Annotated in this window: 27 protein-coding genes; 13 read left to right on the top strand and 14 right to left on the bottom strand. The window is 69.8% G+C overall.

Annotated elements, in window-relative coordinates:
* Positions 1–9: 9 nt before the first annotated feature.
* Positions 10–804 carry a ferritin-like domain-containing protein gene (locus I8E28_RS08645; protein WP_200787583.1) on the top strand — a complete coding sequence of 265 codons (795 nt, stop codon included), beginning with the start codon at positions 10–12 and terminating at the stop codon, positions 802–804.
* 15 nt (positions 805–819) lie between these two features.
* Here the strand turns inward: I8E28_RS08645 and I8E28_RS08640 are convergent, their stop codons facing one another.
* Positions 820–1068 (bottom strand): hypothetical protein, encoded by a 249-nt coding sequence (locus tag I8E28_RS08640; protein WP_200787582.1) that lies wholly within the window; start codon positions 1066–1068, stop codon positions 820–822.
* Positions 1069–1257: 189 nt separating this feature from the next.
* Between I8E28_RS08640 and I8E28_RS08635 the strand changes: the two genes are divergently transcribed.
* The gene (locus tag I8E28_RS08635; protein WP_338050743.1) at positions 1258–1950 is read left to right on the top strand and encodes an alpha/beta hydrolase family protein; all 693 of its coding nucleotides are present in this window, start codon (positions 1258–1260) and stop codon (positions 1948–1950) included.
* On the opposite strand, the gene I8E28_RS08630 is transcribed toward I8E28_RS08635, so the two are convergent.
* Positions 1922–3133, bottom strand: a complete 1212-nt coding sequence (locus I8E28_RS08630; protein WP_239027206.1) for an MFS transporter — start codon at positions 3131–3133, stop codon at positions 1922–1924. The two genes, I8E28_RS08635 and I8E28_RS08630, sit on opposite strands and share 29 nt — an antisense overlap.
* Before the next feature lie 69 nt (positions 3134–3202).
* Between I8E28_RS08630 and I8E28_RS08625 the strand changes: the two genes are divergently transcribed.
* Positions 3203–3793, top strand: coding sequence for an NAD(P)H-dependent oxidoreductase (locus I8E28_RS08625; RefSeq protein WP_200787581.1), 591 nt, complete (start codon positions 3203–3205; stop codon positions 3791–3793).
* A 4-nt stretch (positions 3794–3797) separates the two neighbouring features.
* On the opposite strand, the gene I8E28_RS08620 is transcribed toward I8E28_RS08625, so the two are convergent.
* From I8E28_RS08620 to I8E28_RS08595, 6 genes are all read right to left on the bottom strand, one after another.
* Positions 3798–4766, bottom strand: a complete 969-nt coding sequence (locus I8E28_RS08620; protein WP_200787580.1) for a threo-3-hydroxy-L-aspartate ammonia-lyase — start codon at positions 4764–4766, stop codon at positions 3798–3800.
* Positions 4767–4833: 67 nt separating this feature from the next.
* The gene (locus tag I8E28_RS08615) at positions 4834–5295 is read right to left on the bottom strand and encodes a cupin domain-containing protein (RefSeq protein ID WP_200787579.1); all 462 of its coding nucleotides are present in this window, start codon (positions 5293–5295) and stop codon (positions 4834–4836) included.
* A 165-nt stretch (positions 5296–5460) separates the two neighbouring features.
* The gene (locus I8E28_RS08610; RefSeq protein ID WP_200787578.1) at positions 5461–6429 is read right to left on the bottom strand and encodes a Bug family tripartite tricarboxylate transporter substrate binding protein; all 969 of its coding nucleotides are present in this window, start codon (positions 6427–6429) and stop codon (positions 5461–5463) included.
* Positions 6430–6440: 11 nt separating this feature from the next.
* Positions 6441–7403: a Bug family tripartite tricarboxylate transporter substrate binding protein gene (locus I8E28_RS08605; protein WP_200787577.1), complete on the bottom strand. Its 963-nt coding sequence runs from the start codon at positions 7401–7403 to the stop codon at positions 6441–6443.
* A gap of 22 nt (positions 7404–7425) precedes the next feature.
* Positions 7426–8352 carry a site-specific tyrosine recombinase XerD gene (gene xerD, locus I8E28_RS08600; RefSeq protein ID WP_200787576.1) on the bottom strand — a complete coding sequence of 309 codons (927 nt, stop codon included), beginning with the start codon at positions 8350–8352 and terminating at the stop codon, positions 7426–7428.
* A gap of 7 nt (positions 8353–8359) precedes the next feature.
* Entirely contained in the window at positions 8360–9331 is a 972-nt protein-coding gene (locus tag I8E28_RS08595) for a tripartite tricarboxylate transporter substrate binding protein BugE (RefSeq protein ID WP_200787575.1), read from the bottom strand.
* A 117-nt stretch (positions 9332–9448) separates the two neighbouring features.
* On the opposite strand from I8E28_RS08595, the gene I8E28_RS08590 reads away from it, so the two are divergent.
* Positions 9449–10354 carry an AEC family transporter gene (locus tag I8E28_RS08590; protein ID WP_200787574.1) on the top strand — a complete coding sequence of 302 codons (906 nt, stop codon included), beginning with the start codon at positions 9449–9451 and terminating at the stop codon, positions 10352–10354.
* An 18-nt stretch (positions 10355–10372) separates the two neighbouring features.
* Here the strand turns inward: I8E28_RS08590 and I8E28_RS08585 are convergent, their stop codons facing one another.
* A complete protein-coding gene (locus I8E28_RS08585) occupies positions 10373–10684 on the bottom strand; it encodes a hypothetical protein (RefSeq protein WP_200787573.1) in 312 nt (103 codons plus the stop codon).
* 70 nt (positions 10685–10754) lie between these two features.
* The gene (queG, locus tag I8E28_RS08580) at positions 10755–11876 is read right to left on the bottom strand and encodes a tRNA epoxyqueuosine(34) reductase QueG (RefSeq protein ID WP_200787572.1); all 1122 of its coding nucleotides are present in this window, start codon (positions 11874–11876) and stop codon (positions 10755–10757) included.
* Between queG and tsaE the strand changes: the two genes are divergently transcribed.
* The 4 genes from tsaE (at position 11859) to I8E28_RS08560 (ending at position 16321) form a co-directional block, all read left to right on the top strand.
* Positions 11859–12368, top strand: a complete 510-nt coding sequence (gene tsaE, locus I8E28_RS08575) for a tRNA (adenosine(37)-N6)-threonylcarbamoyltransferase complex ATPase subunit type 1 TsaE (RefSeq protein WP_200790338.1) — start codon at positions 11859–11861, stop codon at positions 12366–12368. The two genes, queG and tsaE, sit on opposite strands and share 18 nt — an antisense overlap.
* A complete protein-coding gene (locus I8E28_RS08570) occupies positions 12365–13687 on the top strand; it encodes an N-acetylmuramoyl-L-alanine amidase (protein WP_200787571.1) in 1323 nt (440 codons plus the stop codon). The genes tsaE and I8E28_RS08570 overlap by 4 nt, the downstream gene beginning before the upstream one ends.
* A gap of 55 nt (positions 13688–13742) precedes the next feature.
* Positions 13743–15938 carry a cyclic nucleotide-binding domain-containing protein gene (locus tag I8E28_RS20935; RefSeq protein ID WP_200787570.1) on the top strand — a complete coding sequence of 732 codons (2196 nt, stop codon included), beginning with the start codon at positions 13743–13745 and terminating at the stop codon, positions 15936–15938.
* A 176-nt stretch (positions 15939–16114) separates the two neighbouring features.
* Positions 16115–16321 (top strand): glycine zipper 2TM domain-containing protein, encoded by a 207-nt coding sequence (locus I8E28_RS08560; RefSeq protein WP_200787569.1) that lies wholly within the window; start codon positions 16115–16117, stop codon positions 16319–16321.
* Between the two features lie 76 nt (positions 16322–16397).
* Here I8E28_RS08560 and I8E28_RS08555 read toward each other — a convergent pair whose 3' ends face one another.
* Together I8E28_RS08555 and I8E28_RS08550 are read right to left on the bottom strand one after the other, a co-directional pair.
* Complete coding sequence (locus tag I8E28_RS08555) at positions 16398–16883, bottom strand: aromatic-ring-hydroxylating dioxygenase subunit beta (RefSeq protein ID WP_200787568.1); 486 nt, start codon at positions 16881–16883, stop codon at positions 16398–16400.
* A complete protein-coding gene (locus I8E28_RS08550) occupies positions 16883–18208 on the bottom strand; it encodes an aromatic ring-hydroxylating dioxygenase subunit alpha (protein WP_200787567.1) in 1326 nt (441 codons plus the stop codon). Before I8E28_RS08550 ends, I8E28_RS08555 begins: the two co-directional genes overlap by 1 nt.
* A gap of 151 nt (positions 18209–18359) precedes the next feature.
* Here I8E28_RS08550 and I8E28_RS08545 point away from each other — a divergent pair, with 151 nt between their 5' ends.
* On the top strand, positions 18360–18926 hold the full coding sequence (locus I8E28_RS08545; protein WP_200787566.1) for a hypothetical protein: 567 nt from the start codon (positions 18360–18362) through the stop codon (positions 18924–18926).
* Positions 18927–18959: 33 nt separating this feature from the next.
* Here the strand turns inward: I8E28_RS08545 and I8E28_RS08540 are convergent, their stop codons facing one another.
* Complete coding sequence (locus tag I8E28_RS08540; protein ID WP_200787565.1) at positions 18960–21350, bottom strand: UvrD-helicase domain-containing protein; 2391 nt, start codon at positions 21348–21350, stop codon at positions 18960–18962.
* Positions 21351–21509: 159 nt separating this feature from the next.
* Here I8E28_RS08540 and I8E28_RS08535 point away from each other — a divergent pair, with 159 nt between their 5' ends.
* The 3 genes from I8E28_RS08535 to I8E28_RS08525 all read left to right on the top strand — a co-directional run bounded on the left by I8E28_RS08535 (position 21510) and on the right by I8E28_RS08525 (position 24507).
* The gene (locus tag I8E28_RS08535) at positions 21510–22487 is read left to right on the top strand and encodes a GMP reductase (RefSeq protein WP_200787564.1); all 978 of its coding nucleotides are present in this window, start codon (positions 21510–21512) and stop codon (positions 22485–22487) included.
* A 110-nt stretch (positions 22488–22597) separates the two neighbouring features.
* Positions 22598–23527, top strand: coding sequence for a hypothetical protein (locus I8E28_RS08530; RefSeq protein ID WP_200787563.1), 930 nt, complete (start codon positions 22598–22600; stop codon positions 23525–23527).
* Positions 23512–24507, top strand: coding sequence for a hypothetical protein (locus I8E28_RS08525; protein ID WP_200787562.1), 996 nt, complete (start codon positions 23512–23514; stop codon positions 24505–24507). The genes I8E28_RS08530 and I8E28_RS08525 overlap by 16 nt, the downstream gene beginning before the upstream one ends.
* 125 nt (positions 24508–24632) lie before the next feature.
* Here the strand turns inward: I8E28_RS08525 and I8E28_RS08520 are convergent, their stop codons facing one another.
* Positions 24633–25496 (bottom strand): alpha/beta hydrolase, encoded by an 864-nt coding sequence (locus I8E28_RS08520; RefSeq protein ID WP_420850210.1) that lies wholly within the window; start codon positions 25494–25496, stop codon positions 24633–24635.
* Positions 25497–25585: 89 nt separating this feature from the next.
* Here I8E28_RS08520 and I8E28_RS08515 point away from each other — a divergent pair, with 89 nt between their 5' ends.
* Complete coding sequence (locus I8E28_RS08515) at positions 25586–26467, top strand: phytanoyl-CoA dioxygenase family protein (protein WP_200787560.1); 882 nt, start codon at positions 25586–25588, stop codon at positions 26465–26467.
* The last annotated feature ends 20 nt before the right edge of the window (positions 26468–26487 follow it).

Here is a 26487-nt window from a genome sequence, read left to right as displayed (position 1 = left end):
GCTCGCCGCATGCAGACGCTGCGCCGCGCCGCCCTCGCCGTGCTCCTCGAAAGCGACCCCGGCCGCAAGGCCGAGCTGGCGCGCGCGCTCGACCGGTCCATGCCGGCCGGCGCCGACGAGGCACTCGACGAACCGCCCGGCTTGCCCGGCCGTCCCGCACGGCCCGAGCTGGTGCCGCACACGCAGTTGCAGCAGCGCTCCATCCGGACGATCGAAGGCCGGGCGGCACTGCTCCACTCGATCGCACACATCGAACTCAACGCGATCGACCTCGCGGCCGATGCGGTCTGGCGCTACCCGGGCCAGCCCGCGCAGTTCTACGTGGACTGGGCGCTCGTCGCGCACGAGGAAGGCCTGCACTTCCAGCTGCTGCGCGAGCACCTGCGCAGCCTGGGTTTCGACTACGGCGACTTCCCGGCGCACAACGGCCTGTGGGAGATGGCGCAGAAAACGCGCGGCGACCTGCTCGCGCGACTGGCCCTGGTGCCGCGGACCCTGGAAGCGCGCGGCCTGGATGCGTCGCCGGCCGTGAAGGCGAAGCTGGTGGGCGCCGGCGACCACCGCGCGGGCGAGATCCTCGACGTCATCCTGCGCGACGAGATCGGCCACGTCGCGATCGGCAACCGCTGGTTCGAGGCCGAGTGCGCGGCGCGCGGGCTGGAGCCGGTGCGCACGGCCGCCGAGCTGGCGGCGCGGTACGGGGCCCCGCGTCCGCGCGGTCCGTTCAATCTCGCCGCACGGCGCGCCGCCGGCTTCAGCGACCAGGAACTGGACCAGCTCGCGGCCACACCGGCCGCGCGCTGACCGGCGAACGGCTGCTCAGCTCGCCGGCGCCGTTTCCCGGACGCACTTCTTGACGCTGCTGGTGCGGGCGGCGCCGGCCAGCTTCTTGTCGGAAGCCTGCATCTCGCACTTGGCCTTCGCTTCCGACTCGCACTTCTTCACGAACGACTTCTGGGCCGCACCGGCCAGCTTCTTGTCCTTGGCCGCCTGCATGCAGGCGGAATCCGCCGCATGCGACAGGGACACGAACGCGACGAGCGACAGGGCAACGAGCGACTTCTTCATGGGCATCTCCTGGTCAGGGTTTGCTTTCTTATAGGCCAGCGCCGAGTTGGCATGTGCTGCGCGTCCGTATCAACGTGTGTGTGCAAGTCGCGCGCTGATCCGTGGCAAACGCGGCGCGCGGATGTGCCACGGTTGTGTTCGAATCAGCGCGCGCTGAACCTTCCGCGTGCGCCGCCGCTCCAAATTCGCGTGCCCGACTCGCTGACACCCACCTCGCTGCAGCTCGCTTCGCCGTCCGGTCCACTGGACGCACTGTGGACGTCGCCCCCATCGCCGCAGGCGGCGCTGGTCCTCGCGCACGGCGCCGGTGCCGGCATGCGCCACAACTTCCTCGCCGAGCTGGCGGCGCGCCTGCACGACCAAGGCATCGCCGTGCTGCGGTTCCAGTTCCCGTTCATGCAGTCGGGCTCGAAGCGGCCCGACTCGCCCGCGATCGCGCATGGCGCGCTGCAAACGGCGGTGCGCGAGGCCGCGCGCCTCGCGCCGGGCGTGCCATTGTTCGCCGGCGGCAAGTCGTTCGGTGGCCGCATGGCATCGCAGGCGCAGTCCGCGGGCTTGCTGGCCGATGCGCAAGGTCTCGTGTTCGTCGGTTTCCCGCTGCATCCGGCCGGCAAGCCGGGCACGGAGCGAGCGCGGCACCTCGCGGAGGTGACGGTGCCGATGCTGTTCCTGCAGGGCACGCGCGATGCGCTGGCGGACCTCGCACTGGTGCGCGAGGTCGTGCAGCCGTTGCACCGCGCGACGCTGCACGTGGTCGAAGGCGCCGACCATGCGTTCCACGTGCTGGCCCGCTCGGGGCGCAAGGACAGCGAGGTGCTGCAGGAACTCGTGGAAGTCGCGAGCGCGTGGATGCTCAGCGCCGCGGTGCGGGCAGCAGCCTGAACGCGATCGCCGCACCCACCAGCAGGATGGCGATGCTGCCCAGCACTGCCTGGTAGGTCTCCATCCCGAGCGATGGCGCCGCATTGGCGAACAGCCCGGTGATCCACTGCATCAGCGCGACACCCATGAACAGGGCCATGGTGAACACCGCCATCGCGCGGCCGATCAGGCGGGACGGGTACGCGGCGCGCACGTCGGCGTACTGCATGACCATGTAGCCGGACAGCACCATCACGACGGCGCCGGCGAGCAGGTCCACCACCACGGAGCGCGTGAACGCCATCACCACGAACAGCGCGCCGAACCCCAGCGTGTACCAGAACAGCCAGCGGCGACGGCGCGCGTCGCCCGGATCGATGCGGCCATACAGCGGCGGGCCGAACGCGCTCAGGAACGAGAACACCAGCGCCACGTTGCCGGTCTGCACCAGGCTGAAGCCATGGCGCTCCACCAGCATCGGGCCGAGCCACAGGCCGCGGAACGTGAGGAACGATGCGTACGTGAACAGCGCCAGCACCACGATGCCCCAGGTGAACGGCAGCCGCAGCAACTCGCCGTAGCCACGCAGCGCATCCAGCGGCCGCGCGGGCGCGCCTTCGGCGACCTGGTGGCCATCGCGCACCAGCAGGTAGATGGCCAGCCAGGCGCCCACCGCGAGGACGGCGAGCGCGAGGAAGCCGGCGCGCCACGACCACTGCTCGATCACCCACGCGAGCGGCGTGCCGGTGACCAGCAGGCCGATGGTGCCGACGCCCATCGCTGCGCCGTTCACCGCGGCGAAGCGCTGCGGCTCGAACCAGCGCGACACCGCGATCGTGCACGCCAGGAAGGCCGGCGCGCAGCCGATGCCGATGATCACCTGCCCGACGATCAGCTGCGGGTACGAGTGAGCGGTGGCGGCGACGATGGCGCCCACGATCGTGAGCGGCGACACAACCAGCACCGTGCGGCGCGGCCCCCACAGGTCCATGCCCATGCCCATGAACAGCTGCAGGCCGCCGAAGGCGAAGTGGAAGGCGCCCGCGAACACGCCGAGTTGCGACGGCGTGAGGTGGAACTCGGCCTGCAGCGGCGGCGCCATGATGGCGGCGACGGTGCGGAAGGCCTGGCTCAGCGCGAACCCCGAGACCAGGGCCATCAGCATGGCCCAGCGGGTGCGGTCGGACGAATCGGCGGGATGCAAGGTGCGGCGACTCTAGCGGAACTGACATGAATCAAGCGGCGCGCACGCGAGTGCCCCTAGGCTGCGCCGATGACACGGATCCTCCTGCTGCAAGGCCATCCGGAAAGCGCTGCGCCGCACCTGTGCCACGCCCTCGCCGACACCTATGCGCAAGGCGCGCGCGACGCCGGGCACGAGGTGCGCATGCTGCGCGTCGCCGACCTCGACTTCCCGCTGCTGCGCAGCCAGCAAGAGTGGGAGCACGGGACGCTGCCGGCTGGCCTGCGGCACGCGCAGGACGCGATCGGCTGGTGCGAGCACCTCGTGATCGTCTTCCCGCTGTGGCTCGGCGACATGCCGGCGCTGCTCAAGGGCTTCCTCGAACAGGTGGCGCGGCCCGGCTTCGCCTTCGGCGCCGACAAGGACCATGGCAAGGCGTTCGCGACGAAGGGCCTGAAGGGCCGCTCCGCACGCGTCGTCGTGACGATGGGCATGCCGGCGCTGGTGTACCGCTGGTACTTCCGCGCGCACAGCGTGCGCTCGCTCGAACGCAACATCCTGGGCTTCGTCGGCTTCGCGCCCGTGCACGAAACCCTGATCGGCATGGTCGGTGCGATGAAGGCCGCCGACGCCGCCAAGTGGATGGGGAAGATGCGCGCGCTCGGCGCCAAGGCGGCGTGAGCCGCTAGTCGACCTGCTCGGTGCCGGTGACGAGCGCCACGAAGCGGTCGACGCCGACGTTGCCGCCGGAGAAGGTGACGCCCACGCGCTGGCCGCGGAAGCGGTCGGCGTGGTGCATCAGCGCGGCGAGCGCGCACGCGCCGGAAGGCTCGAGCACCACCTTCATCCGCTCGAAGGCGAAGCGCATCGCCTGCACCACGACGGGGTCGGGCACGGCGAGCACGTCCTTCACCTGCGAGCGGATCACCTCGAACGGATGCTTGCCGACGGCCTGCGTCTGCTGGCCGTCGCAGATGGTGCGCGGCACGTCGATGGACACGATGCGGCCTTCGCGCAGCGACATCTGCACGTCGTTGCCACGCTCCGGCTCCGCGCCGTACACGTCGATGCCCGGCAGCAGGTGCTTGGCGGCCACCGTGCATCCCGAGAGGAAACCGCCGCCACCGGTGCAGACGATCAAGGCATCGAGCTCGCCGACGTCCTGGATCAACTCCAGCGCCGCGGTGCCCTGCCCTGCCATCACGCGCAGGTCGTCGAACGGCGGGATCAGGTTGGCGCCTTGCTCCTCGACCAGGCGCTGCGCGATCAAGGCGCGGTCTTCCTTGTAGCGGTCGTAGATCACGACTTCGGCGCCGTAGCCGCGCGTCGCTGCCAGCTTGAGCGCCGGCGCGTCGTGCGGCATCACGATGGTCGCCTTGCAGCCATGCAGTTGCGCGGCCAGCGCCACGGCCTGTGCGTGGTTGCCCGACGAGAACGCGACGACGCCACGCGCACGCTGCGCCTCGGTCAGCGAATTCACCGCGTTGTAGCCGCCGCGGAACTTGAACGCGCCCATGCGCTGCAGGTTCTCGGCCTTGCAGAACACTTGCGCGCCGAGTTGCGTGTCGAGCGTGCGCGACGTCAGTACGGGCGTGCGGTGCGCGGCGCCCTCCAGGCGTGCGGCGGCGGCTTCGATGTCGGCGAACTGGAGCATGTGAAGGGCGGCGAAGTGGCGGAGCCGCCTATTGTGCTTGCAGCCCCGCGCGAGCTGCCCCGCGCCCTTACTTCTGGCTCGGGTCGTCGGACGGATTGGCGTACTTGATGTCGAACGGGCCCTCGCCGTGGATCTGCACCACGGCTGCCGTCTTGGCCATCGCGTAGTGGTTGGTGCCGCCAGGGATCGAGCCGAACGCCCCGGGACCCATCGTCTTCAGCTCCTTGACGTTGACCTTGTCGCCCATGCCGACCTGGAACGAGCCCGAGATCACCGTGAGGTTCTCGGCCTGCGAGTGCGAATGCGGCGGGACCTTGTAGCCGGCCGGCGCCGACAGCCGGATCACGAACGGCCCGGCCTTGGCCGGGTCGCCCTGCAGCACCGCCATCTTGGCGCCCTTGGGCAAGGTGGGCGGTGCGTCGCTCCATTGCATGCCCTCGCCGCCGTGCACGGCGCGGGCCGGGATGGGAAGGCCGAGCGCCGCGGCAGCGGCGACGCAAGCGAGCGCGGGTGGAATCGATCTGGACATGGCAGCGCCTTTCCGGGCGCGCCGTGTGGGTGCCCACCGGCGTGGCCGCGCCCGCGCGCGCGCCGGTGGGGGGGGTGTGGCCAGATTGGCCGATCGCGCCGGCCACGGCAATGGGTGCTTTGTCACGGCCGGCAACGGCTGGGCCAGCCGTTGCCGGCACGCGTGCTAGTCGACCTGGATGTTGGCCGCCTTGATGATGCGGGCGTTGTTCGCGGACTCCTGCGCGATCAGGCGCGCGAACGCGGCGGCCGTGCCGCCGGTGGGCACGTTGTCGCCGGCAGCCAGGCGCGCGCGCACGTCGGCGTTCGCCAGGGCGCGATTGACTTCCGCGTTCAGCTTCTCGACGACCGTGGCCGGCGTGCCCGCGGGCGCGAACAGGCCGAACACCGAGCTGAGGTTGGCGGCGGGATAGCCCGCTTCGGCCAGCGTCGGCACGTCGGGGAACGGGTCCAGCCGCGCCGGTGCACCGACCGCCAGCACGCGGAACTTGCCGGCCTTGACGTGCTGCGTGATGGCGCCACCCGCGTTGACCGACAGGACCTCGAACTGGCCCGACAGCGCGTCGTTGATCTGCTGGCCGCCGCCCTTGTACGGGATGTGGCTGATGTCGACCTTGGCGGCGGCCTTCAACTGCTCGAGCATCAGGTGGCCCAGCGAGGCGGGGCCGGACGTCGCCCAGCGGATCGAGCCCGGCTTGGCGCGCGCGGCGGCAAGCAGCTCGCGCAGGTCCTTGGCCTGTGTCGCGCTGGTCGCGAGCAGCAGCACCGGCGAGTCCATCACGCCGACGACGGGCACCAGGTCCTTCTGCGGATCGAATGGCGACTTGCCCAGGTGGGGGTTGAGCGCGACCGGGCTGATCGCCGCGAAGCCGAAGGTGTGGCCGTCGGTGGACTTGGCCACCGCGTCCAGCCCGATGCTGCCGCTGGCGCCGGCCTTGTTCTCGACGATGACGCTCTGGCCGAGCGCCGGCCCGAGCCGGTCGGCCAGCGAGCGGGCGACGGCGTCGCTGACGCCGCCCGGCGGGTAGGCGACGACGATGCGCACGGGGCGGGTGGGCCATGCGGCCTGCGCCCAGGCGGCGCCGGTGGCGGAGAGTGCGAGCGCGGCGAGCGCCTGGCGACGGTTGGGATGCATGGGTCGGTCCTTCAATCCAGTTGCAGTTTGCGCTCGCGGACCAGGCGCGACCACTTCTCGTTCTCGGCCTTCACGAACGAAGCGAATTCGGCCGGGCCGAGCGGGTGCACCTCGGCGCCGGCTCCGGCGAACTTGGCCTTGATGTCGGCCTGCGCGAGCACCTTCGCCAGTTCGGCGTTCAGGCGATCGACGATCTCCTTCGGCATGCCGGCGGGACCGACCAGCCCCTGGAAGCCGACCGACTCCATCGCACCGAACCCCAGCTCTCGCACGGTCGGCACGTCGGGCAGTTGCGGATCACGCCTGGGGCCCGTGACGGCGAGCGCCTTCAGCTTGCCGCCCTTGACCTGCGGCAGCAGCACCGTGCCGGCGTCGATCAGCAATTGCGTCTGGCCGCCGATCAGGTCCTGCACCGCGGGCGCGCTGCCCTTGTACGGCACGTGCGTCACGTCGAGCCCGGTCGCCTGGTTCATCAGCTCGCCATTCAGGTGCGTCGACGTGCCCTGGCCGCCGGAGGCGAAGTTCACCTTGCCCGCGTTCGCCTTCGCCCACGTGACCCACTCCTTCAGGTCGCGCGCCGGATGGTCGGGCCGCGTCACCGCGATGTAGCTGCCCTGGCTGATCTGCCCGATGTAGGTGAACTGGCGCACCGGGTCGTACGGCGGCTTGGACTGCAGCCACGGCGCGATGGCGAACGGGCCGGTGTTGGCCAGCAGCAGCGTGTAGCCGTCGGGCGCGGCGCGCGTGAGTTCGCCGGCCGCGAGCATGCCGCTCGCACCGGGCTTGTAGTCGACCACGATCTGCTGCTTCAGCGCTTCCTGCAGCGGAACCTGCACGGTGCGCGCGGCGAAGTCGATGCCGCCGCCCGGCGGGTAGCCGACGATCAGGCGGATCGGCTTGGCCGACGGCCAGGCCTGCGCGAGCGCCGCGCCGGCGCAGAGGGCCAGCGCGAGGCCGGCGATGATTTTCTTCATGGGAGCTCCTTGCACGCGATTGTCAGCCGCGCGGATGGTGGTGCGCGTGCAGCTGCTTGAGCCGCTCGCGCGCGACGTGGGTGTAGATGGTGGTGGTCGAGATGTCGGCGTGGCCCAGCAGCATCTGCACGGCGCGCAGGTCGGCGCCGTGGTTCAGCAGGTGGGTCGCGAAGGCATGGCGCAGCGTGTGCGGCGACAGCGGTGCCGTGATGCCGGCGGTGCGCGAGTGCTTCTTCACCAGCACCCAGAACATGGCGCGCGTCATGCCGTGCCCGCGCGCGGTGACGAACAGGTCGTCGGTCTGCTGGCCCGCGAGGATGTCGCCGCGTGCTTCGTCGAGGTAGCGCTGGATCCAGTCGCGCGCGACCTGGCCGAAGGGCACCAGGCGTTCCTTGCCGCCCTTGCCCATCACGCGCACGACGTTGTCGGCAAGGCTGGTGTGGTGCAGCTTGAGCGTGACGAGTTCGCTCACGCGCAGGCCGCTGGCGTAGATCAACTCCAGCATCGTGCGGTCCCGCAGGCCCAAGGGCGTGTCGACGTCGGGCGCGGCGAGCAGCGCCTCGACCTGCGCCTCGGTCAGCGTCTTGGGCACGCGCAGCGGCTGCTTGGCCGACTGCAGCTTCAGCGTCGGGTCGACCGTGATGCGCCGTTCGCGCAGCGCCCAGCGGAAGAAGCGCTTGAAGACGGTGAGCCGGCGGTTCGCCGTCGTCGCCTTGGTGTCGCGGTGCCGGTGCGCGAAGTACGCGTGCAGGTCGGTCTCGACCGTCGCTTCGAGGTCCTTGCCCTGGCCGCGCAGCCAGGTGCCGTACAGCGTCAGGTCGCGCCGGTACGCGGCGAGCGTGTTGGCGGACAGGCCTTCCTCCAGCCAGAGCGCGTCGATGAAGTCGTCGACGGACGCGAACAAGCCGCCCGCAGGCGGCTTGTTCCGGAGGACGGCTTGCGCCGGCACGTGGGCCTCAGTCGAGCTTCAGCTTGGCGTCGTTGACGACCTTCTTGTACACGTCGTACTCGGCCTTGATCTGCTGCGCGAACTGCTCCGGCGTGTTGCCGATCACGATCGAGCCGGTGTCCTCGATGCGCTTGCGCACCGCCGGTTCCTGCAGCGCCTTGACCACGCCGTCGTGGATCTTGGTGACGACGTCCTGCGGCAGGTTCTTGGGACCGTAGATGCCGTAATAGGCCAGGCGGTTCACGGGCTCGAGGCCGACTTCCTTGAAGGTCGGCACGTTCGGCAGGTCCTTCAGGCGCTGGGGCGCGGCGACCACGATCGGCACCAGGCGGCCTTCCTTGATGAAGGGCAGCGCCGAGGGCAGGTTGTCGAAGATCATCGGAACCTGGCCGGCGACGGTGTCGTTCAGCGCCGGGCCCGCGCCGCGGTACGGGATGTGCGTGACGAAGGTGCCGGACAGGCTCTTGTACAGCTCCATCTGCAGGTGGCCGATGCCACCGGTGCCGGACGACGAGAACGAGTACTTGCCGGGGTTCTTCTTCAGCTCGGCGAGGAAACCCTTGTAGTCCTTGGCGGGGAAGCTCGGATGCACCGCGATCACGTTCGGCGTCGCCGCGATGTTGATGATCGGCGTGAAGTCGCTGACCGGGTTGTACGGGATCTTGGGGTTGATCGCGGGGTTGGCCGCGGTGGTCGACACGGTCGCCACGCCCAGTTCGTAGCCGTCCGGCTTGGCGTTGGCGGTCTGCTGCGCGCCGATCACGCCACCGCCACCGGCCTTGTTCTCCACCACGACGCTCTGGCCGATGGCCTTGCCCAGCGGCTCCGAGATCACGCGGGCGATGATGTCCGTCGTGCCACCCGGCGCGAACGGGACGACCAGCTTGACGGGCTTGTTGGGGTAGGCCTGGGCCAGCGCCGGGCCTGCCGTGACGGCGAGCGAGGCGGAAGCGAGGGCCAACAAGACGCGGCGTTTCATGCGAACACTCCTTGCGATGCGGGGATCAGACGAATCGCGCATGGTACCTGCCGGCCCGAGCGCGGCGTCTGTGGAATCCACATAAGGGTGAACCCCAGCGGAAGCTATGCTCGCCCGGTGGAGTTTGCCCGCCTGCTGTTCCCGGATTTCGCGCTGATCGTCCTCGGGTGTGTCCTGTGCCGGTTCACGCCGCTGGACCGCCCCCTTTGGACCCAGGTCGAGCGCCTCGTCTACCACCTCCTGTTCCCGGTCCTGCTGTTCCAGGCCATCCTGCGCCACCCGATCGACGTCGGCGAGGCCGGCCGGCTGATGGCCGCGGGACTGACGCTGGGCGTGTCCGGCATCGCGATGGCCTATGCCCTACCCTGCCTGCCCGGCCTGCGCGGACGCATCGACGGTCGCGAGCACGCCGGCGCGGCGCAGGTCGCCTTCCGCTTCAACTCCTTCGTCGCCCTCGCGCTGTCCGAGCGGCTGGCCGGCGCACAGGGGCTGCAACTGCTCGCGGTGCTGATCGGGGTCTGCGTGCCGCTGTTCAACATCGGTGCCGTGTGGCCGATGGCCCGCCACGGGCAGACCGGCCTGCTCGGCGCGCTGGTGCGAAACCCGCTGATCATCGCGACGGCCCTGGCGCTGGCGACGAACCTGCTCGGGATGCGCATCCCCGCGTGGCTCGAGCCCACCGTCGCACGCATCGGCGGCAGTTCGATCGCGCTGGGCCTGATGGCAGCCGGCGCCGGCCTCCAATTGAGCAGCCTCGCGCAATCGCGCACGCTGACCGTCGGCGTGCTGGCCATCCGCCACCTCGCCCTGCCCTGCGTCGCCTGGGTGCTGGTGCGGCTGTTCTCGCTGGACGCGACGCAGGCACTGGTGCTGCTGCTGTTTTCGGCGATGCCGACCGCGTCGAGCGCCTACGTGCTGGCCTCGCGCATGGGCTACAACGGCGCGTACGTCGCGGGGCTGGTGACGCTATCGACCATCCTCGGACCGCTGAGCCTGACCCTGGCGCTGGGCATCCTGCAGTAGCAGGTCCGGGCGCTCTCGCTAGGTCCGCTTGCGGACGCTGGCAAACGGGTCGGGCTTCGCTGCCTGGTCTGGTGCGTCCTTCACCCGGATCGTGTCGTACGCCGAGAGCGGCCCCATGCGGCTGTCCAGTTCCATCTGGGAGTGCTCCCACTGGTCCCATGCCGATTCGTCATCGAGTTCGCTCACCTCGCCGACCGGCAGGGGGTCGAGCGGGCTGGGCCCGGTCAGCCGCCGCCAGAGGTTGGCCGCTGCCGACGAGGGACGCGCTGGCGCCGGGGCGGCCACCGGCTTGGCGCCGGCCGTTGCGAATCGCTTGAGGAACTTCAGCATCGGACGCCCTCCCGATTGGCCTCGCCGGATCACGGGCCTCGGGTGATTGGACCGCCGCGCCGTCGAGGGGTCAACGCAATGCGGTGCCCGATGCGGGCGATGCAGCATCGGCGCGACATTCCAGCGCCCACTCGACGTGCTCCCGCACGAGATCGCTCGCGTGCCCGCGCAACGCCTGCAGCGCACCCCGCAGGTCCACGTCGTCCTCCTTCGCCAGCGCATTTCCCGCCGCCACCGCCACGTTGCGCAGCCAGCGCTCATGGCCGATGCGGCGGATCGGGCTGCCCTCGGTGCGGCGCAGGAACTCCTCCTCGCTCCAGCGCAGCAGGTCGGCCAGCAGCGCGCCGGTCATGCCCTCGCGCGGGTCGAAGTCCGGCAGGGTGCTGCGGTGCGCGTACTTGTTCCAGGGGCACACGAGCTGGCAGTCGTCGCAACCGTAGATGCGGTTGGCGATCAGCGGGCGGAACTCCAGCGGGATCGGGCCGGCGTGCTCGATCGTGAGGTAGGAGATGCAGCGGCGCGCATCCAGCCGCTGCGGGCCGACGATCGCGCCGGTGGGGCAGGCCTCGATGCAGGCCGTGCACGTGCCGCAGTGCGGGCTCTCGGGCGTCGTCGTCGGCAGCGCGACGTCGATGTAGATCTCGCCCAGGAAGTACATCGAGCCGCCGTCGCGCGACAGGGCCAGCGTGTGCTTGCCGCGCCAGCCCTGGCCGCTGCGCGTACCGAGTTCGACCTCCAGCACCGGCGCTGAATCGGTGAACACGCGGTGGCCGAACGGCCCGATGTCCTGCGCGATGCGGTCCGCCAGCTTCTGCAGGCGCTGGCGCAGCACCTTGTGGTAATCGCGTCCCCGGGCATACAGGGACACCGTGCCTTCGCGCGGCCGATCGAGCCGCGCCAGCTCGATCGCCTGCCAGCCTTCGGGCGTCGCGGCGGGCAGGTAGTCCATTCGGGCCGTGACGACCGACAGCGTACCGGGCACAAGATCGGCGGGACGCGCGCGCTTCAGGCCATGGGCTTGCATGTAGGCCATCTCGCCGTGCCATCCGTTGGACAGCCACTGCAGAAGGCCGGGTTCCGCCTCGGAAAGGTCGACGCCGGCCACGCCGATCTGGGAAAATCCCAGCTCACGGCCCCATTGCCCGATCGCTGCCACCAGCGAAGGACCGTCGATCTGAGCACCAAGCCGCATCACCCGCCGATTGTAGGAACCGCCCCACCGCCGGGCAGCGGCGCGCCTCTTCTCCGCTGGACCACCGAGGACGACACGCGCGCGTTCGCCGAGCTGCTCGCGCGGCGCGCCGGCATCGCCGATGCCTTCATCGCGCTGCATGGCGACCTTGGCGCCGGCAAGACGACTTTCGTGCGCCACCTGCTGCGGGCGCTGGGCGTCGCCGGCCGCATCAAGAGCCCCACCTACGCCGTCGTCGAACCGCACCAGACCGGGGCTGGCCCGGCGTTCCACTTCGACTTCTACCGCTTCAGCGATCCGCGCGAGTGGGAAGACGCGGGCTTCCGCGAGGTGTTCGACGGCCCGGGCCTGAAGCTGGCCGAGTGGCCCGAGAAAGCCGCGGGCCTGCTGCCGCCCGCCGACCTCGACCTGCATCTCACGCTGCAGGCCGATGGCACGCGCGACGTGCGCCTGCGGGCGAACACCGCGCTCGGCCGGGAGTTGCTGGCATGAGCATCGGCCGGCGCGACCTGGTGCGCGGGGGCGCGGTGGCGCTGCTGCTGGGCCGTGCGCAGATCGCCCGCGGCGCGACCATCGTCGCCGTGCGCCTGTGGCCCGCGCCCGATTACACGCGCGTGACCATCGAGTCGGATGCCAGGCTCACCTCGCGCCAGGTCGTGGTGCAGGACCCGCCCCGCCTCGCCGTCGACCTCGAAGGCATCGAGCTCAATCCCGCGCTGCGCGAACTGGTCGCGAAGGTGCGCGCCGACGATCCCTACATCGCGGGCATCCGTGCCGGCCAGTTCGCGCCGGGCGTGGTGCGGCTGGTGATCGACCTGAAGCAGCAGGCGCTGCCGCAGGTGTTCACGCTGCCGCCGATCGCCGCCTACCAGCACCGACTGGTGATCGACTTCTTCCCGCTGCAGGCGGCCGATCCGCTGGAGGCGTTGATCACCGAGCGGATGAAGGACCCGACCGCGCCCGCGCCGTCGGCGGACCCGCTGGGCGAACTGATCACCCAGCGGCAGTCCACGCCGCGCCCGCGGCCGAAGGCCAGCGAGCCGGTGCCGCCGGCGGTCGTCGGCGCGCCGCAGGTCGCCTCGCGCACGGACCGCCTGATCGTGGTCGCCATCGATCCCGGCCACGGCGGCGAGGACCCCGGCGCCATCGGCCCGGGTGGAACGCGCGAGAAGGACGTCGTGCTGCAGGTGGCGCACCGGCTGCGCGAGCGCATCAACGCCACGATCGTGAATGGCAACCCGATGCGGGCCTTCCTCACCCGCGACGCCGACTTCTTCGTGCCGCTGCACGTGCGGGTGCAGAAGGCGCGCCGCGTGCAGGCCGACCTGTTCGTCAGCGTGCATGCCGACGCCTTCATCACGCCGACGGCGCGCGGCGCCAGCGTGTTCGCCCTCAGCCAGGGCGGCGCCTCCAGCACCGCGGCGCGCTGGATGGCGGACAAGGAGAACAAGGCCGACCTGATCGGCGGCGTGAACATCAAGTCCGCCGACGCCCACGTCGCCCGCGCCTTGCTGGACATGAGCACCAGCGCGCAGATCAAGGACAGCCTCAAGCTGGGCGGGGCGTTGCTGGGCGAGATCGGCAGCGTGGGCCAGTTGCACAAGAAGCATGTCGAGCAGGCCGGCTTCGCCGTGCTGAAGGCGCCGGACATTCCCAGCGTCCTCGTCGAGACCGCCTTCATCAGCAACCCGGAAGAAGAGGCCAAGCTGCGCAGCGACGCCTACCAGGACCAGCTGGCCGACGCCCTGCTACGCGGGATGGTCCGCTACTTCGCCGCCAACCCGCCGCTAGCCCGCAGCCGGTCCGTTTGACCGAGGCGCGGCCGCCACGGCTGTGCTTCAATCCGGCCGCAGCACAGGAGGTCTCGTGCGACAGGCCAGTACGTTCACCCCGCTCGAGGACGCGTCGACGAGCCAGGCCACCGGTTGGGGCCGCAGCCTCCTCGGTGCGCTCGATGCATCCGCGTTCACCATTCCGCTCAGCCTCGGCGCCGTCGTCGTGATCTTCGGGCGGCATGCGCCCGGCATGCTGTCCGGCGCCCTCGCGGCCACCCTCATCGGGCTGGCGCTGGTGCAGCTGGCGGCGATCCGCTCGCACCGCCCGGTGCTGTACTCGGCCCGCTTCCTCGAGGCGACGACGCTCGCCGCGCTCGTCGGCCACATGGCGCTGCAACTGCCCTCGTGGGGCGTGCCCGACACGCCGGAAGCGCGAGCCGCGGCGATCAAGGCGACGACGGCCACGGCTGCCATCGTCATGGCCGCCCTCTACCTCGCCCGCGCGGACCGCTTCACGCGCTACATCCCGACCCCGGTGTTCGCGGGCTTCTCCAACTCGATCGCGGTGTCGCTGATCATCAGCGAGACGATCGCGCTGCACGGGCTGCAGCAGGTGCCCGGCAGCACGGCGTGGGGCGTGGCCGTCGTCGCGGGCACGGTGTTCGCGGTCGGCGTCGCGGTGCGGCACTGGCTGCGCCGCTGGCCGGCCACCGCCACCGGCCTCGTCGTCGGCGTCGTCATCGGCGAGCTGCTCGGGCGCGCCGGCGAGCACGTCACGATGGTCGGCAGCAGCGACTTGAACGTGCGGACGGCCGCGGTCACCGACTTCCTGGTGTTCGCCGCGCCCGGCATCGACTGGATGTCGCTGTCGGGCGCGCTGGTGGGCCAGGCCGCGATCCTGGGCACCATCATGTTCCTCAACAGCGCCATGACCGCCCAGATGCTGTCGCAGCAGGATGACCGGCCCGCGGGGCCGCGCGGGCTGCCACTGGCGACCGCTTCCGCCAGCGTGGTCGCCGCCCTGCTGGGGTCGGCGCCGCTGTCGGGATCGGCGCAGTCGTCCATGGTCGCCAGCCGCCACGCCCGCCTGGCCGCGCCGCTGATGGTCTGCATGACCGCCATCGCGCTGGTGGTGGCCTTCAGCGGCGCGCTCGGCCACGTGCCGATCGCCGCCATCGCCGGCGCGCTGCTGTGCGAAGCCTGGTTCATGGTCGACCGCGGCTCGGTGCAGCTGCTGCGCCGCTGGCTGCGGCGCGACCCGCTGCGCCCGCTGGAACGCGAGAACCTCGCGCTGGTCGCCGCCGTCACCGCGACGGCTGTGATGCTGAACATCGTGGCCGCGGTGGTCGTCGGCTTCCTGCTCGGCCTGCTTCTGTTCGCCGTGCGCAATGCGGGCCGTCCCGCGCGGGCCGTGCTCACGGGCGCGCAGGTCTCGTCCAACTGCGCGCGCCCGCGCGCCGACCTCCAGCAGCTCGCGCGCCACGGCCACGAGCTGCGCGTGGTCGAACTCGCGGGCGACCTGTTCTTCGTCGCGGTGAGCAGCCTCGAGAGCCAGTTCCGCGCCGTGCTGGGCGAGGCGCGCTGCATCGTGGTGGACTGGACCGGCGTGCGGCACGTGGACACGAGCGTGGTCGCCACCATCGACAAGATCGAGCGCCTGGCCGACTTGTCGATGGTCCCGCTGTTCCACGTCGACCCGGCGCGCACGGCGCCCGAAGTCGCCGCGGCGCTGCAGTTGCACTCGCGCGGGGCGCACGTGGCCGAGGACCTGGACCGCGCGCTCGAGCAGGCCGAGAACCACCTGCTGCAACTGTACGGATCCGACACCGAAGCGCCATCGACGACGGTGCTGGACGCGGTGTCGATCTTCCGCGACATGGACGACCACGAGCGGCAGGCCCTCGAAGCGGCGATGGAGCAGCGGCTGTTCCGCGCCGGCGACGTCGTGATCGAGGCCGGCAGCGCGAGCCACGAACTGATGGTGGTGCTGCAAGGCAGCGCCAGCGTCATCGTGCCGGGACCGCACCAGCGGGGCGTGCGGCTGGCCGGCGTGCGGCGGGGCGCGGTGATCGGCGAGCTGGCGTTCCTCGACCGCGCCACTCGATCGGCGACGGTCCTCGCCGAAGAGGATCTCGCCGTCGCCGTCCTCACGCGCGACCGCTTCGACCGGCTGAGCCACGAAGCGCCGCAACTGGTGCAGAAGCTGCTGTCCAACCTCGCCATCGACCTCGCCGCACGGTTGCGCCACACCAACCGGCTGGCCTCCGAGCGGCAGGCGGGCCGCTGAGGCACCGGCCCGGCGCGGCCCTGCACGCGCGCCCTGCACGGTCCGGCACGACCCCACGGGGCGAGCCGACACCCCCTGTCTCGGGCCTCCTACAGGAGGCCAAAAGGCTCCTCCATAGAGTTCATCGCACAGGCAGGCCGCGCCTTTGGCGGTCGTACTTTCCCAAGGTGAACGGTATGAAGAGCAAGATCCTCGCGGCAGTGGCCGCTGTGACGATGATGGCGCTGACCGGCTGCGGCACGATGGACCGCCAGACGGCCGGCACGGTGGGCGGCGCGGTGGCCGGCGGTGCGATCGGCAGCGCGGTGGGCGGCGGCACGCTGGGCACGCTGGGTGGCGCGGCCCTGGGCGGCTACGTCGGCCACGAGGCCACGAAGAAATAAGCCGCTTCGCGGCGCTGCTTCGTGCCCCGGCGAAGGCCGGGGCCCATTTGCGCCCTCTCCGGAGGGCGCAATCGTTTCAGACCGGATAGATCAGCGAGTTCAGCACCATCTCGCTGTCGTACACGCAGCGCCGGCTCGCGAACCTCAGCCCTTCGCCGGTGCGAACCAGCGTGTCGATGTACCGGCCCACGTTGTAGACCTCACTTGCATCGCCGGGCCGCGTGCGGAACACGGCGTAGTTCGCCTGCGCACGCAGCAACCCGGCCGCATCGCCTTCCTGCACGGGCAGCACCTGCGCGCGGCCGACGACATGGCGCATGTAGTAAGGGCGGTGGTAGATCGTCTGCGTGACGCCGTAGACGCGGTCGCGCATCATCCCGCGGCTTTCCAGGTCCATCAGCGCGAGCGGCAGGCCGCGGTCGAAGTTCTCGCGCGCCTGCACGGTGTAGCGGCCGTCCTCGACGAAGAAGTCCGGCCAGGCGTCGAAGCGCCCCTCGTCGAGCACCGCGGCGTACGCGGCATTGAGCTCGTCGATCTCGTGCTGCAGCAGCAGGTGCTCCATCAGACCCCCATCACCCTGCGCCAGTAGGCGTACATCGAGCGGATCAGCGTCTCGGTGACCATGTGCTCGGTGCCGCCGGTGCCGGTGCCATCCAGCTCGCACAGCGTGCTGCCGCCCTCGCCCCACTGGCGGAAGCCGTCTTGGCTGAACTCGATCACCTCGCCGTCGTCGGCGCTGACGAACCCCGCGGGGCCGAACAGGTTGGCCTGGCGCAGGCGGCGCCGCGTCATCTCGGGCGTGTCGTCGACGAAGCCGAAGTGCGTCCACACGAAGTCGAACTCGCCTTCGCCGCGCGGCACGATGTGGCGCGTCGACAGCGAGTTGACCTGCTGCTGGATGATCACGCTGGGGAACAGCGTGATCATCGTCACCGTCGGCATGATCTCCGTGCCCGGGTTCGCCGGGTCGGTCACCTTCCACCACGGCTCCGGCACGACGTCGAGCAGGCGGTCGTCCTGCAGCGTCATGTCGGCCTTGAATGACGTGACCCCCTGCGTGACCGCCTTGTTCTCGCCGCCGTCGTTGCGGCGCGAGACCATCACCGCGTGGCGGCCGTGCGCGTCCATCACCATCCGGCTCTTCTGGTCGGCGCGCCAGAGCCCGAAGGTCACGAACCAGGTGTGGAGCAGGCCCGGGTGGTACGGGTCCTTGATGTTCTCCATCATCAGCTTCCAGTTGCCGGGGATGCGCTGCCGGTTGATGCCCAACAGCTGCAGCTGGCGCCCCTGGAAGATCCTGTCCAGCCACGGCAGCACCTCGGGGCCGAGGTAGTCGCGCAGCGGCTCCGCGTCGTCGCAGAAAGTGGCGAACACCAGCCCGTGCAGCACCTCGACCCGCAGCTTGGTCAGGCCGTTGGCCTTGAGGTCGAAGTCCACCGGCATGCCGCCCTGCACGCACTCGGTGCCATCGGCGCCGAGCGCCTTCACGCCTTCCTTGAACGGCAGCCCGGCCAGGTCGCCATTGAGCTTGTAGGTCCACTGGTGGTACGGGCAGACGAAGCTGCGCGCGTTGCCATGCGGTTGCTGGCAGAAGCGCACGCCTCGGTGCGCGCAGCGGTTCTCGACCACGCGCAACCCGTGGTCGGTGCCGCGGTCCTTCGGCGCCACGCGATCGCGCACCAGGATCACCTGGCGCTCGCCGACCCAGGTCAGCTTGAAGTCGCCCACGTTGGGCACCTCGATCTCGAGCCCGACGTACGACCAGTGGCGGCCGTAGAAGATGCGATCGAGTTCGGCGCGGTACAGCTGCGGGTCCGTGTAGGCCCAGAACGGCACCCGGCTGGAACCTTCGCCGGCCCAGCGCGAAAGGGGGACGGGAGCATTCATGGCGGTCTCTCCTGGCCCGGATCGTAAGTGAACACCCGGCCCGCGGCGGCGACGGAAAAAAAGCCACGCCCGCGCGTTCCGGCGGATGGGCAGCCGCCGATGGCCGGGGTACAGTGCGGCCGGGCAGTGACCCGCTGCCCGCCCCACGACCATGCCGCCCCCCACCCCGCCGCCGAAGAAGAAGACCGCGCTGGACGACCCGTACCAGTACGGCGACACCATTCCTGCACCGGAGGCGGAGGAGCGCAACACCGACACGGCGTGGGCGCTCTTCACCGAGCTCAGCGAGAAGCAGGAGCGCAAGTTCCAGCCGACCACGACGGGCAGCGTGCCGGCCGACCTGCCCACCGACCTCGGGGCCCCGGCAGGCTTCGAAACCACCGCGCCGACCGCCCTGGGCGAAGCAGCGGCAGGCGCGGCAGCAGCGGCGGGCGACCTCGAGGCGCTGATGCAGGAAGCGCGGCGCAACAACCGCGTCTGCCCGCACCTGGCGGCCTGGCAGGCCCTCTACGACATGCTGCCCGGCAAGCAGCAGGTCAACGGCCAGTGGCAGCCGCCGCTGCCGATCCCGCCGCAGGCCTGGCGCGTGACGTCCGCGATGGTCAAGCGCCTGTGCCTGCGCGACCACCTCGAGTGGGCCGCCAGCCATGGCGCCGCGCAGCAGGTGCTTGCCTTCCTGAAGTCCCTTCCCGAGGAACACTGGCTGCACATGGAGTGAGCCGGTGCCGGTGGGCCAGCGGCTCTCGGCTTCCTAGACCGGCGTCAGCTTCGCCACGGCGAGGGCCAGCCACTTGATGCCGTGGCGATTGAACTTCACCTGCGCCCGCGCGTCGTCGCCCTGCCCTTCGATCGAGATCACGGTGCCCTCGCCGAACTTGGTGTGGAACACCTGCATCCCGGACTTCAGGCCGTGCGACGGCGCGGCCTTCTGCACGGGCACGGGCGGGTTGGCGAAGCGGTCGGGATTCCAGTCCCGCTGCGCCCCCGGTGACCGCGTGCTGCCGTAGCCGGTGCCGAAGCCGAATGCGGAGCCGCCGAAATTCTGGTTCTTGGGCGTGAGCCACTTGAGCGCGGCTTCGGGCAACTCGTCGAAGAAGCGGCTGCGCACGTTGTAGCGGGTCTGGCCGTGCAGCAGGCGCGTCTGCGCGTAGCTCAGGTACAGCCGCTTGCGGGCGCGCGTGATCGCGACGTACATGAGGCGCCGCTCTTCCTCCAGGCCTTCGTAGTCGGCCATGGAGCGCTCGCTCGGGAACAGGCCCTCTTCGAGACCGGTGACGAACACCGCGTCGAACTCCAGGCCCTTGGCCGAGTGCACCGTCATCAGCTGCACCGCGTCCTGGCCGGCGCTGGCCTGGTTGTCGCCCGCTTCCAGCGCGGCGTGCGTGAGGAACGCCGCCAGCGGTGAGAGCGTCTCGCCCGTTTCCGCATCGGGCGCCACGTAGTCCGGCGCCGGTTGGTCGAGGATGGGTTGGTTCGGATCCAGCCCCTGGCTCACGGGACTCTGCGACAGCTCGTCGATCGGCAGCGCCACTGCATCGCGGCCGAAGCCTTCCTGCATCACGAAGCTCTCGGCGGCGCTGGCCAGTTCCTCCAGGTTCTCGATGCGCTCGGCGCCGTCCTTCTCGCTGCGGTAGTGGTCGACGAGCCCGGAGTGCTGCAGCACCAGTTCGATGATCTCGCGCAGGCTCAGGTCCTGCGTCTGCTCGCGCACGACGTCGATCTTGGCGACGAACGCACCGAGGTTGGCGCCCGCCTTTCCGGTGGTGGCGCTCACCGCGTCGTGCAGCGAACAGCCGGCGGCACGGGCGGCGTCCTGCAACTGCTCGATCGTGCGCGCGCCGATGCCGCGCGGCGGGAAGTTCACGACGCGCAGGAAGCTGGTGTCGTCGTTCGGGTTCTCCAGCAGCCGCAGGTAGGCCAGCGCGTGCTTGATTTCGGCGCGCTCGAAGAAGCGCAGGCCGCCGTAGACGCGGTACGGCACGCCCGCGTTGAACAGCGCCGTCTCGATCACGCGGCTCTGCGCGTTGCTGCGATAGAGCACCGCGATCTCGCGCTTCGCGAAGCCCGGCTCGGTGCCCTGGTCGCGCGCGAGGTGCCGCATCTCCTCCACCAGCCACTGCGCCTCGGCCAGGTCGGTCGGTGCCTCGTACACGCGCACTGGCTCGCCGGGGCCCTGGTCGGTGCGCAGGTTCTTGCCGAGCCGGCCCTTGTTGTGGCTGATCAGCGCGTTGGCCGAGTCGAGGATGTTGCTGTAGCTGCGGTAGTTCTGCTCCAGCTTGATCTGGTGCGCGACGTGGAACTCTCGCACGAAGTCCTGCATGTTGCCCACGCGCGCGCCGCGGAAGGCGTAGATGCTCTGGTCGTCGTCGCCGACGGCCAGCACCGCATTGCCGGCCGGCGCGCTGCCGTCCGGGTTGAAGGCGAAGATCTTCAGCCACGCGTACTGCAGCCGGTTGGTGTCCTGGAACTCGTCGACCAGGATGTGCCGGAAGCGCCGCTGGTAGTGCGCGCGCACGGCGTCGTTGTCGCGCAGCAGCTCGTAGCTGCGCAGCATCAGCTCGCCGAAGTCGACCACGCCCTCGCGCTGGCACCGCTCCTCGTACAGCTGGTACAGCTCGACGCGGCGGCGGTCCTCCTCGGTCCGCGTGGGCACGTCCTTGGGCCGCTGGCCGTCTTCCTTGCAGCCGGCGATGAACCACTGCACTTCCTTGGGCGGGAAGCGCTCCTCGTCGACGCCGTGCTGCTTCATCAGCCGCTTGATGGCCGACAGCTGGTCCTGCGTGTCCAGGATCTGGAAGCTCTGCGGCAGGTTGGCCAGCTTGTAGTGGGCGCGCAGGAAGCGGTTGCACAGGCCGTGGAAGGTGCCGATCCACATGCCGCGCACGTTGACCGGCAGCATCGCGCCCAGCCGCGTCATCATTTCCTTGGCGGCCTTGTTGGTGAAGGTCACGGCCATGATGCCGCCGGGCGACACCTGCCCGGTGGTCAGCAGCCAGGCGATGCGGGTGGTGAGGACGCGGGTCTTGCCGGACCCCGCGCCAGCCAGGATCAGCGCGTGCTCGGGTGGCAGGGTGACCGCGGCGCGCTGCTCGGGGTTGAGGGACTGCAGCAGCGGGGATTCCGCGGGGACTTCTGGGGACATGCGGCATTGTAGAAACCCCACCCCGGCCCGGCGGTAGAATCAGTCACCGGGCCCAAGCATTTGGCGACCCGGTTTTTTCTTGTCCTCCGCGGGCAAGGCCGGGAGCCAGTCCAAGCGCTCACTCGTTCTTCAACGATCACTCTCTCGAGAGGCTTGGCCATGGAAATCTTCGACTACGACAACGTCCTGCTGCTGCCGCGCAAGTGCCGCGTGGAGAGCCGGTCCGAATGCGACGCCGGCGTGGAGCTGGGCGGGCGCACCTTCCGCATCCCCGTCGTCCCCGCCAACATGAAGACGGTGGTGGACGAGAAGATCTGCCTCTGGCTGGCCCAGAACGGCTACTTCTACGTGATGCACCGCTTCGACCTGGACAACGTCGCCTTCGTGCGCTGGATGAAGTCGCAGGGCGCGTACGCCTCCATTTCGGTCGGCGTGAAGAAGCCCGACTACGAAACGGTCGACGCGCTCGCGCGGGAGGGCCTGGTGCCCGACTACGTGACGATCGACATCGCGCACGGCCACGCCGACAGCGTGCGCGACATGATCGGCCACCTCAAGGCGAAGCTGCCTTCTGCGTTCGTCATCGCCGGCAACGTCGGCACGCCCGAAGCCATCATCGACCTGGAGAACTGGGGCGCCGACGCCACCAAGGTGGGCATCGGTCCGGGCAAGGTGTGCATCACGCGCATGAAGACCGGCTTCGGCACCGGGGGCTGGCAGCTGTCGGCGCTCAAGTGGTGCGCCCGCGTGGCCACCAAGCCGATCATCGCGGACGGCGGCATCCGCGAGCACGGCGACATCGCCAAGAGCGTGCGCTTCGGCGCCACGATGGTGATGATCGGCTCGATGCTCGCCGGCCATGAGGAATCGCCCGGCAAGACCGTGGAGGAGAACGGCCGCCTGTACAAGGAGTACTACGGCAGCGCGTCGGACTTCAACAAGGGCGAGTACAAGCACGTCGAGGGCAAGCGCATCCTGGAGCCGGTGAAGGGCAGGCTGGCCGACACGCTGCGCGAGATGCAGGAAGACGTGCAGAGCTCGATCAGCTACGCCGGCGGCAAGAAGCTGATGGACATCCGCAAGGTCAACTACGTGATCCTGGGCGGCGACAACGCGGGCGAGCACCTGCTGATGTAGCAAGGCCGAAAGAGGGAGCGGTGGATTCCCGCCTTCGCGGGAATGACGGGAAGCACCATCCCCCGTCCAGGGGATGGGCCGGGGACCGGCCAACTCAACAGAATGGGAGGATGCTGTCGCAGTCCTCCCGCTCCTTCATCCTCGCGGCGCTGGGCGGCGCCCTCCTCCTCTCCGTCCCTGCCCACGCCGGCGTGGAGCTGCCACCCCTCGACGATCCGCAGTTCGTCGAGTGGGCAGGCAAGGCAAGTGCGGACCTGGAGCGCTACCTCGCCGACCCGAAGGGCACGTTCGCGATGCCGGCCGAAGGCAAGGCGTTTCCGTGCGAGGTGCCCCCCGACGTCCTGAGCCGGATCATCGGCGTGCGGCTGCCGGGGGTGCCGCCGGACGAGGACCTGCGCAAGGCCATGGCCCGGGCCACGCGCGGCACCGGCATGAAGCCGTTCGAGTTCACGGACGTGGTGGTCCGGCCCGTGGAGGCGTCGTGCAAGGACGGCAAGCCTGCGGGCCTGTTCAAGGGATGGGTGGAATACACCATGGTGAATGCCTCTGCCACGGCGATCCAGCGCGACCGCACGCGCAAGTACGTGGAGACCGGCTTCGCGGAGAACGGTGAGCGCCGTGGCCTCGTGATCGAGCGCACGATGTCCCTGGAGTCCCGAGCCGAGTGGACCGACCCTGCGATGGCGGACATGATGCGCAAGAACCCGGTCAAGATGCCGCGGATGACCATGACGTCGTTCATCTACACGCAGGTGAATCCCGACAAGTCCCACAAGGGCGTGACGATCAGCCATACGGCGATGGAAGGCGAGCCGCCGTCGGTGTCGACGTTGCTGATGTTTCCCAAGGGACCCGGCCGCTGGCTGATGGTGTCGTACGACGGCAGGCAGAAGACGATGGAGATCCCATTCCGGAACAACCGGATGCATGGAGCCCAGGTCCAATATGCCCGGATGTACCGCGGCATCGCGATTCCCGCGTCGACCGTCTGCTACGACGAAGGCGAACAGGTCAAGACCACGCAATGCGACGTCGATTGAACCGCCTCGCCATCGGCGTCTCGCTGGCCCTCGCCGCCGGTGCTGCCTTCGCGCTCGACGAGCAGCAGCACGGCAGCGGCGCGCAGTGCATCGCGGGCAACTGCGAATCGGGCATGGGCACCGTCCAGTGGGTCAACCGCACCCAGTTCACCGGCCCCTGGCAAGGCGGCCGCTTCGTCGACGCGATCTACGACGTGCGCTGGCCGGCGGATCCCTCGCGCACGTACCGCGTGCGCGTGGGATCGGACGGCATGCTCGAGGAAGGCACGATGGTGCGCGGCGGCGCCGTGTCGTTCGAGAAGATTCCGAGCACATACACCGGCACGTTCTGGGCGGCTGCGAACCCGTTCGTGGGTCGCAACGTGGCGGTCTTCAAGACCGGCCGCTACGAGGACACCAAGGGGCGCATCTACGATGGCGACTTCGTCTACGTGCCGTCCAAGATCGCGGGAATGGGCGTCTACGTCTTCCAGGGCGTTCGCATCGACGCCGAGGAGGACGAGGTGATCGCGGGCCTGTTCGCCAGCGACGAATTCGGCCCCAACCAGAACATCACGTTCTATCGCGCGCGCGAGGACTACCTGGTCAAGCTGCAGAACGACTTCGCGGGCGCCAAGGCCGATGCGGACCGCGACGCCCAGACGCAGGCGTTCTTCAAGGCGCTGCTGGGGATCACCAACGCCGGCGTCAACATGATGCAGGGCCGCTCCTCCGGCAGCGGCGGCAACCGCATGGCGCTGGACCTGCTGTCCCAGGTGATCAAGGGCCAGCAGAAGGCCGATGCCGCGGTGGAGACGCTGGGCGCGGACCTCCAGCGCCGCATAGCCGCGCAACCCAAGCTGCAGACCGAACTGCAACTTGCGGGCGTGAGCACGTCGCGCGAGGTGGCCCAGAAGGTCGCCCAGAGCCTGCTCGCCAAGCCGCGCAAGATGACGCAGAAGGAATACGCCGAGTTGCTGCGGCAGGGGCAGCAGCCCTGAAGCGCGTTCGTCGTCCCCGCGGAGGCGGGGCGACAAGGACGGAAGCGGTGGATTCCCGCCTTCGCGGGAATGACGAGCCTTTCGCCCGCGCGGAATGACGAAGCCCCGCCTTCGGGGACGACGAATCAGCGTGACAGCAACTCGAACGCCATGGCGTGCAGCGCGTGCCCGGGCGTGGCCAGGGCTTCCAGCACGCTGAAGTGGTTCAGGCCGGGCAGTTCCTCGCAGGCCTCCACCACGGTCGGCCCCCACGCGTCGCGAATGAGCGTGTTCTGGCGCAGGAACTCGGGACTCTCGTCCGCACCGGCGATGGCGTAGAGCGTGGCCGCTGAAGGCGCGGGCAGGAACGCCGGGCTGGCCCGCAGCGCGTCCTGCGGCGTGAGACGCAGCGAGTCCCGGAGGAACGGCGTGTTCGCCACCGGCTCGAGGTCATGCAGGCCCGAGATCGACATCCCCTTCACCACCACGTCGCCGGGCAGGTCCGGGTCGGCGCGCTGCCAGTCGCAGCACAGCATCATCGACGCCAAGTGCCCGCCGGCCGAGTGGCCGATCACGGTGATGTTGCGCGGGTCGCCGCCGTAAGTGGGCGCGTTCTTCCACGACCAGGCGAGCGCACGCACCATCTGCAGCGTGATCTCGGGGATGGTCACCGCGGGGCACAGGTCGTAGTTCGGCACGATCACGCACGCCCCGGCGTCCTGGAACACCGGCGCGACGAACGAGTGGTCCGACTTGTCCAGCGATCGCCAGTAGCCGCCGTGGATGAACACCAGCGTCTGCGCCCGCGAGCGCGGCGCGGGAAATACGTCCAGCTTCTGCCCAGGCGTGTCCCCGTAAGGAATGTCGAGCACGCACTCCCAGTGCTCGCGCGCCCTCGCCGACGCGGTGCGCCAGCGCGCGAAGTGCTGCTCGTGCGCGGGCACGAGCGCGCGGTTGTTGTACATGCGGTCGAGCCACTCGCCGTCCTGCAGGGGTTCCTTGGATGCCACGTCCGTCTCCTTTCCTGTACGCTGCCTTTGTCCCGCATTGTTGCGCCAACCGCGGCAGCCCATCCGGGCCGCCTCCGAAGGAGACCTGCATGCACCTGACCCCGGAGCAGCTCGAGCAGTTCGATCGCGACGGCTACCTGTTCTTCCCCGGCCTGTTCTCGACGGAGGAGATCCGCACCCTCACCGAAGCCGTGCCGGCGCTGTACGCACGGCGCGAGGCCTACAACGTGCGCGAGAAAGGCAGCGACGCGGTGCGCACCAACTTCGCGGCCCACATGTACAGCGAGCCGTTCGCGCGGCTCGCGCGGCACCCGCGGATGGTGCAGCCGGTGATGGACCTCTTCGACGAACAGGTCTACATGCACCAGTTCAAGATCAACGGGAAGATGGCGTTCGAGGGCGACGTCTGGCAGTGGCACCAGGACTACGGCACCTGGCTGAACGACGACATGATGCCCACCGAGCGCGCCATGAACGTCGCGATCTTCCTGGACGACGTCAACGAGTTCAACGGCCCGCTGATGTTCATCCCGGGCAGCCACAAGAAGGGCGTGGTCGACGCCAGGCACGACTTGTCGACCACGAGCTATCCGCTGTGGACCGTCGACAACCACCTGATCGCGCAGCTGGTCGAGCGCGCCGGCGGCAAGCAGGGCGGCATCGTCTCGCCCAAGGGCCCGCCCGGTTCGATGATCCTGTTCCACAGCTGCCTGGTGCACGCGTCCACCAGCAACCTGTCGCCGTGGAACCGCGTCAGCGTCTACCTGTCGCTGTGCGCCGTGTCCAACCACATCCGGCGCCACAAGCGCCCCGAGTACATCGCGCACCGCGACTTCACGCCGATCGCCTGCCTGCCCGACGATTGCCTGCGCCTGCCCTACCCGGTCGACCTGCCGTGGCGGGATGGGCTGCCTGCCAGCGCGCTGCAGACCAGCAGCGTTCCGTTCGCTGACATGAAGCAGGCGGCCTGAACCGCAAGAGTTGTCATGCC

Origin of the sequence: Ramlibacter algicola, assembly GCF_016641735.1 — a bacterium.
Taxonomy (GTDB): domain Bacteria; phylum Pseudomonadota; class Gammaproteobacteria; order Burkholderiales; family Burkholderiaceae_C; genus Ramlibacter; species Ramlibacter algicola.
The sequence above is the reverse complement of the archived record's forward strand: the minus strand, read 5'-3'. Positions and strand labels throughout refer to the sequence as shown.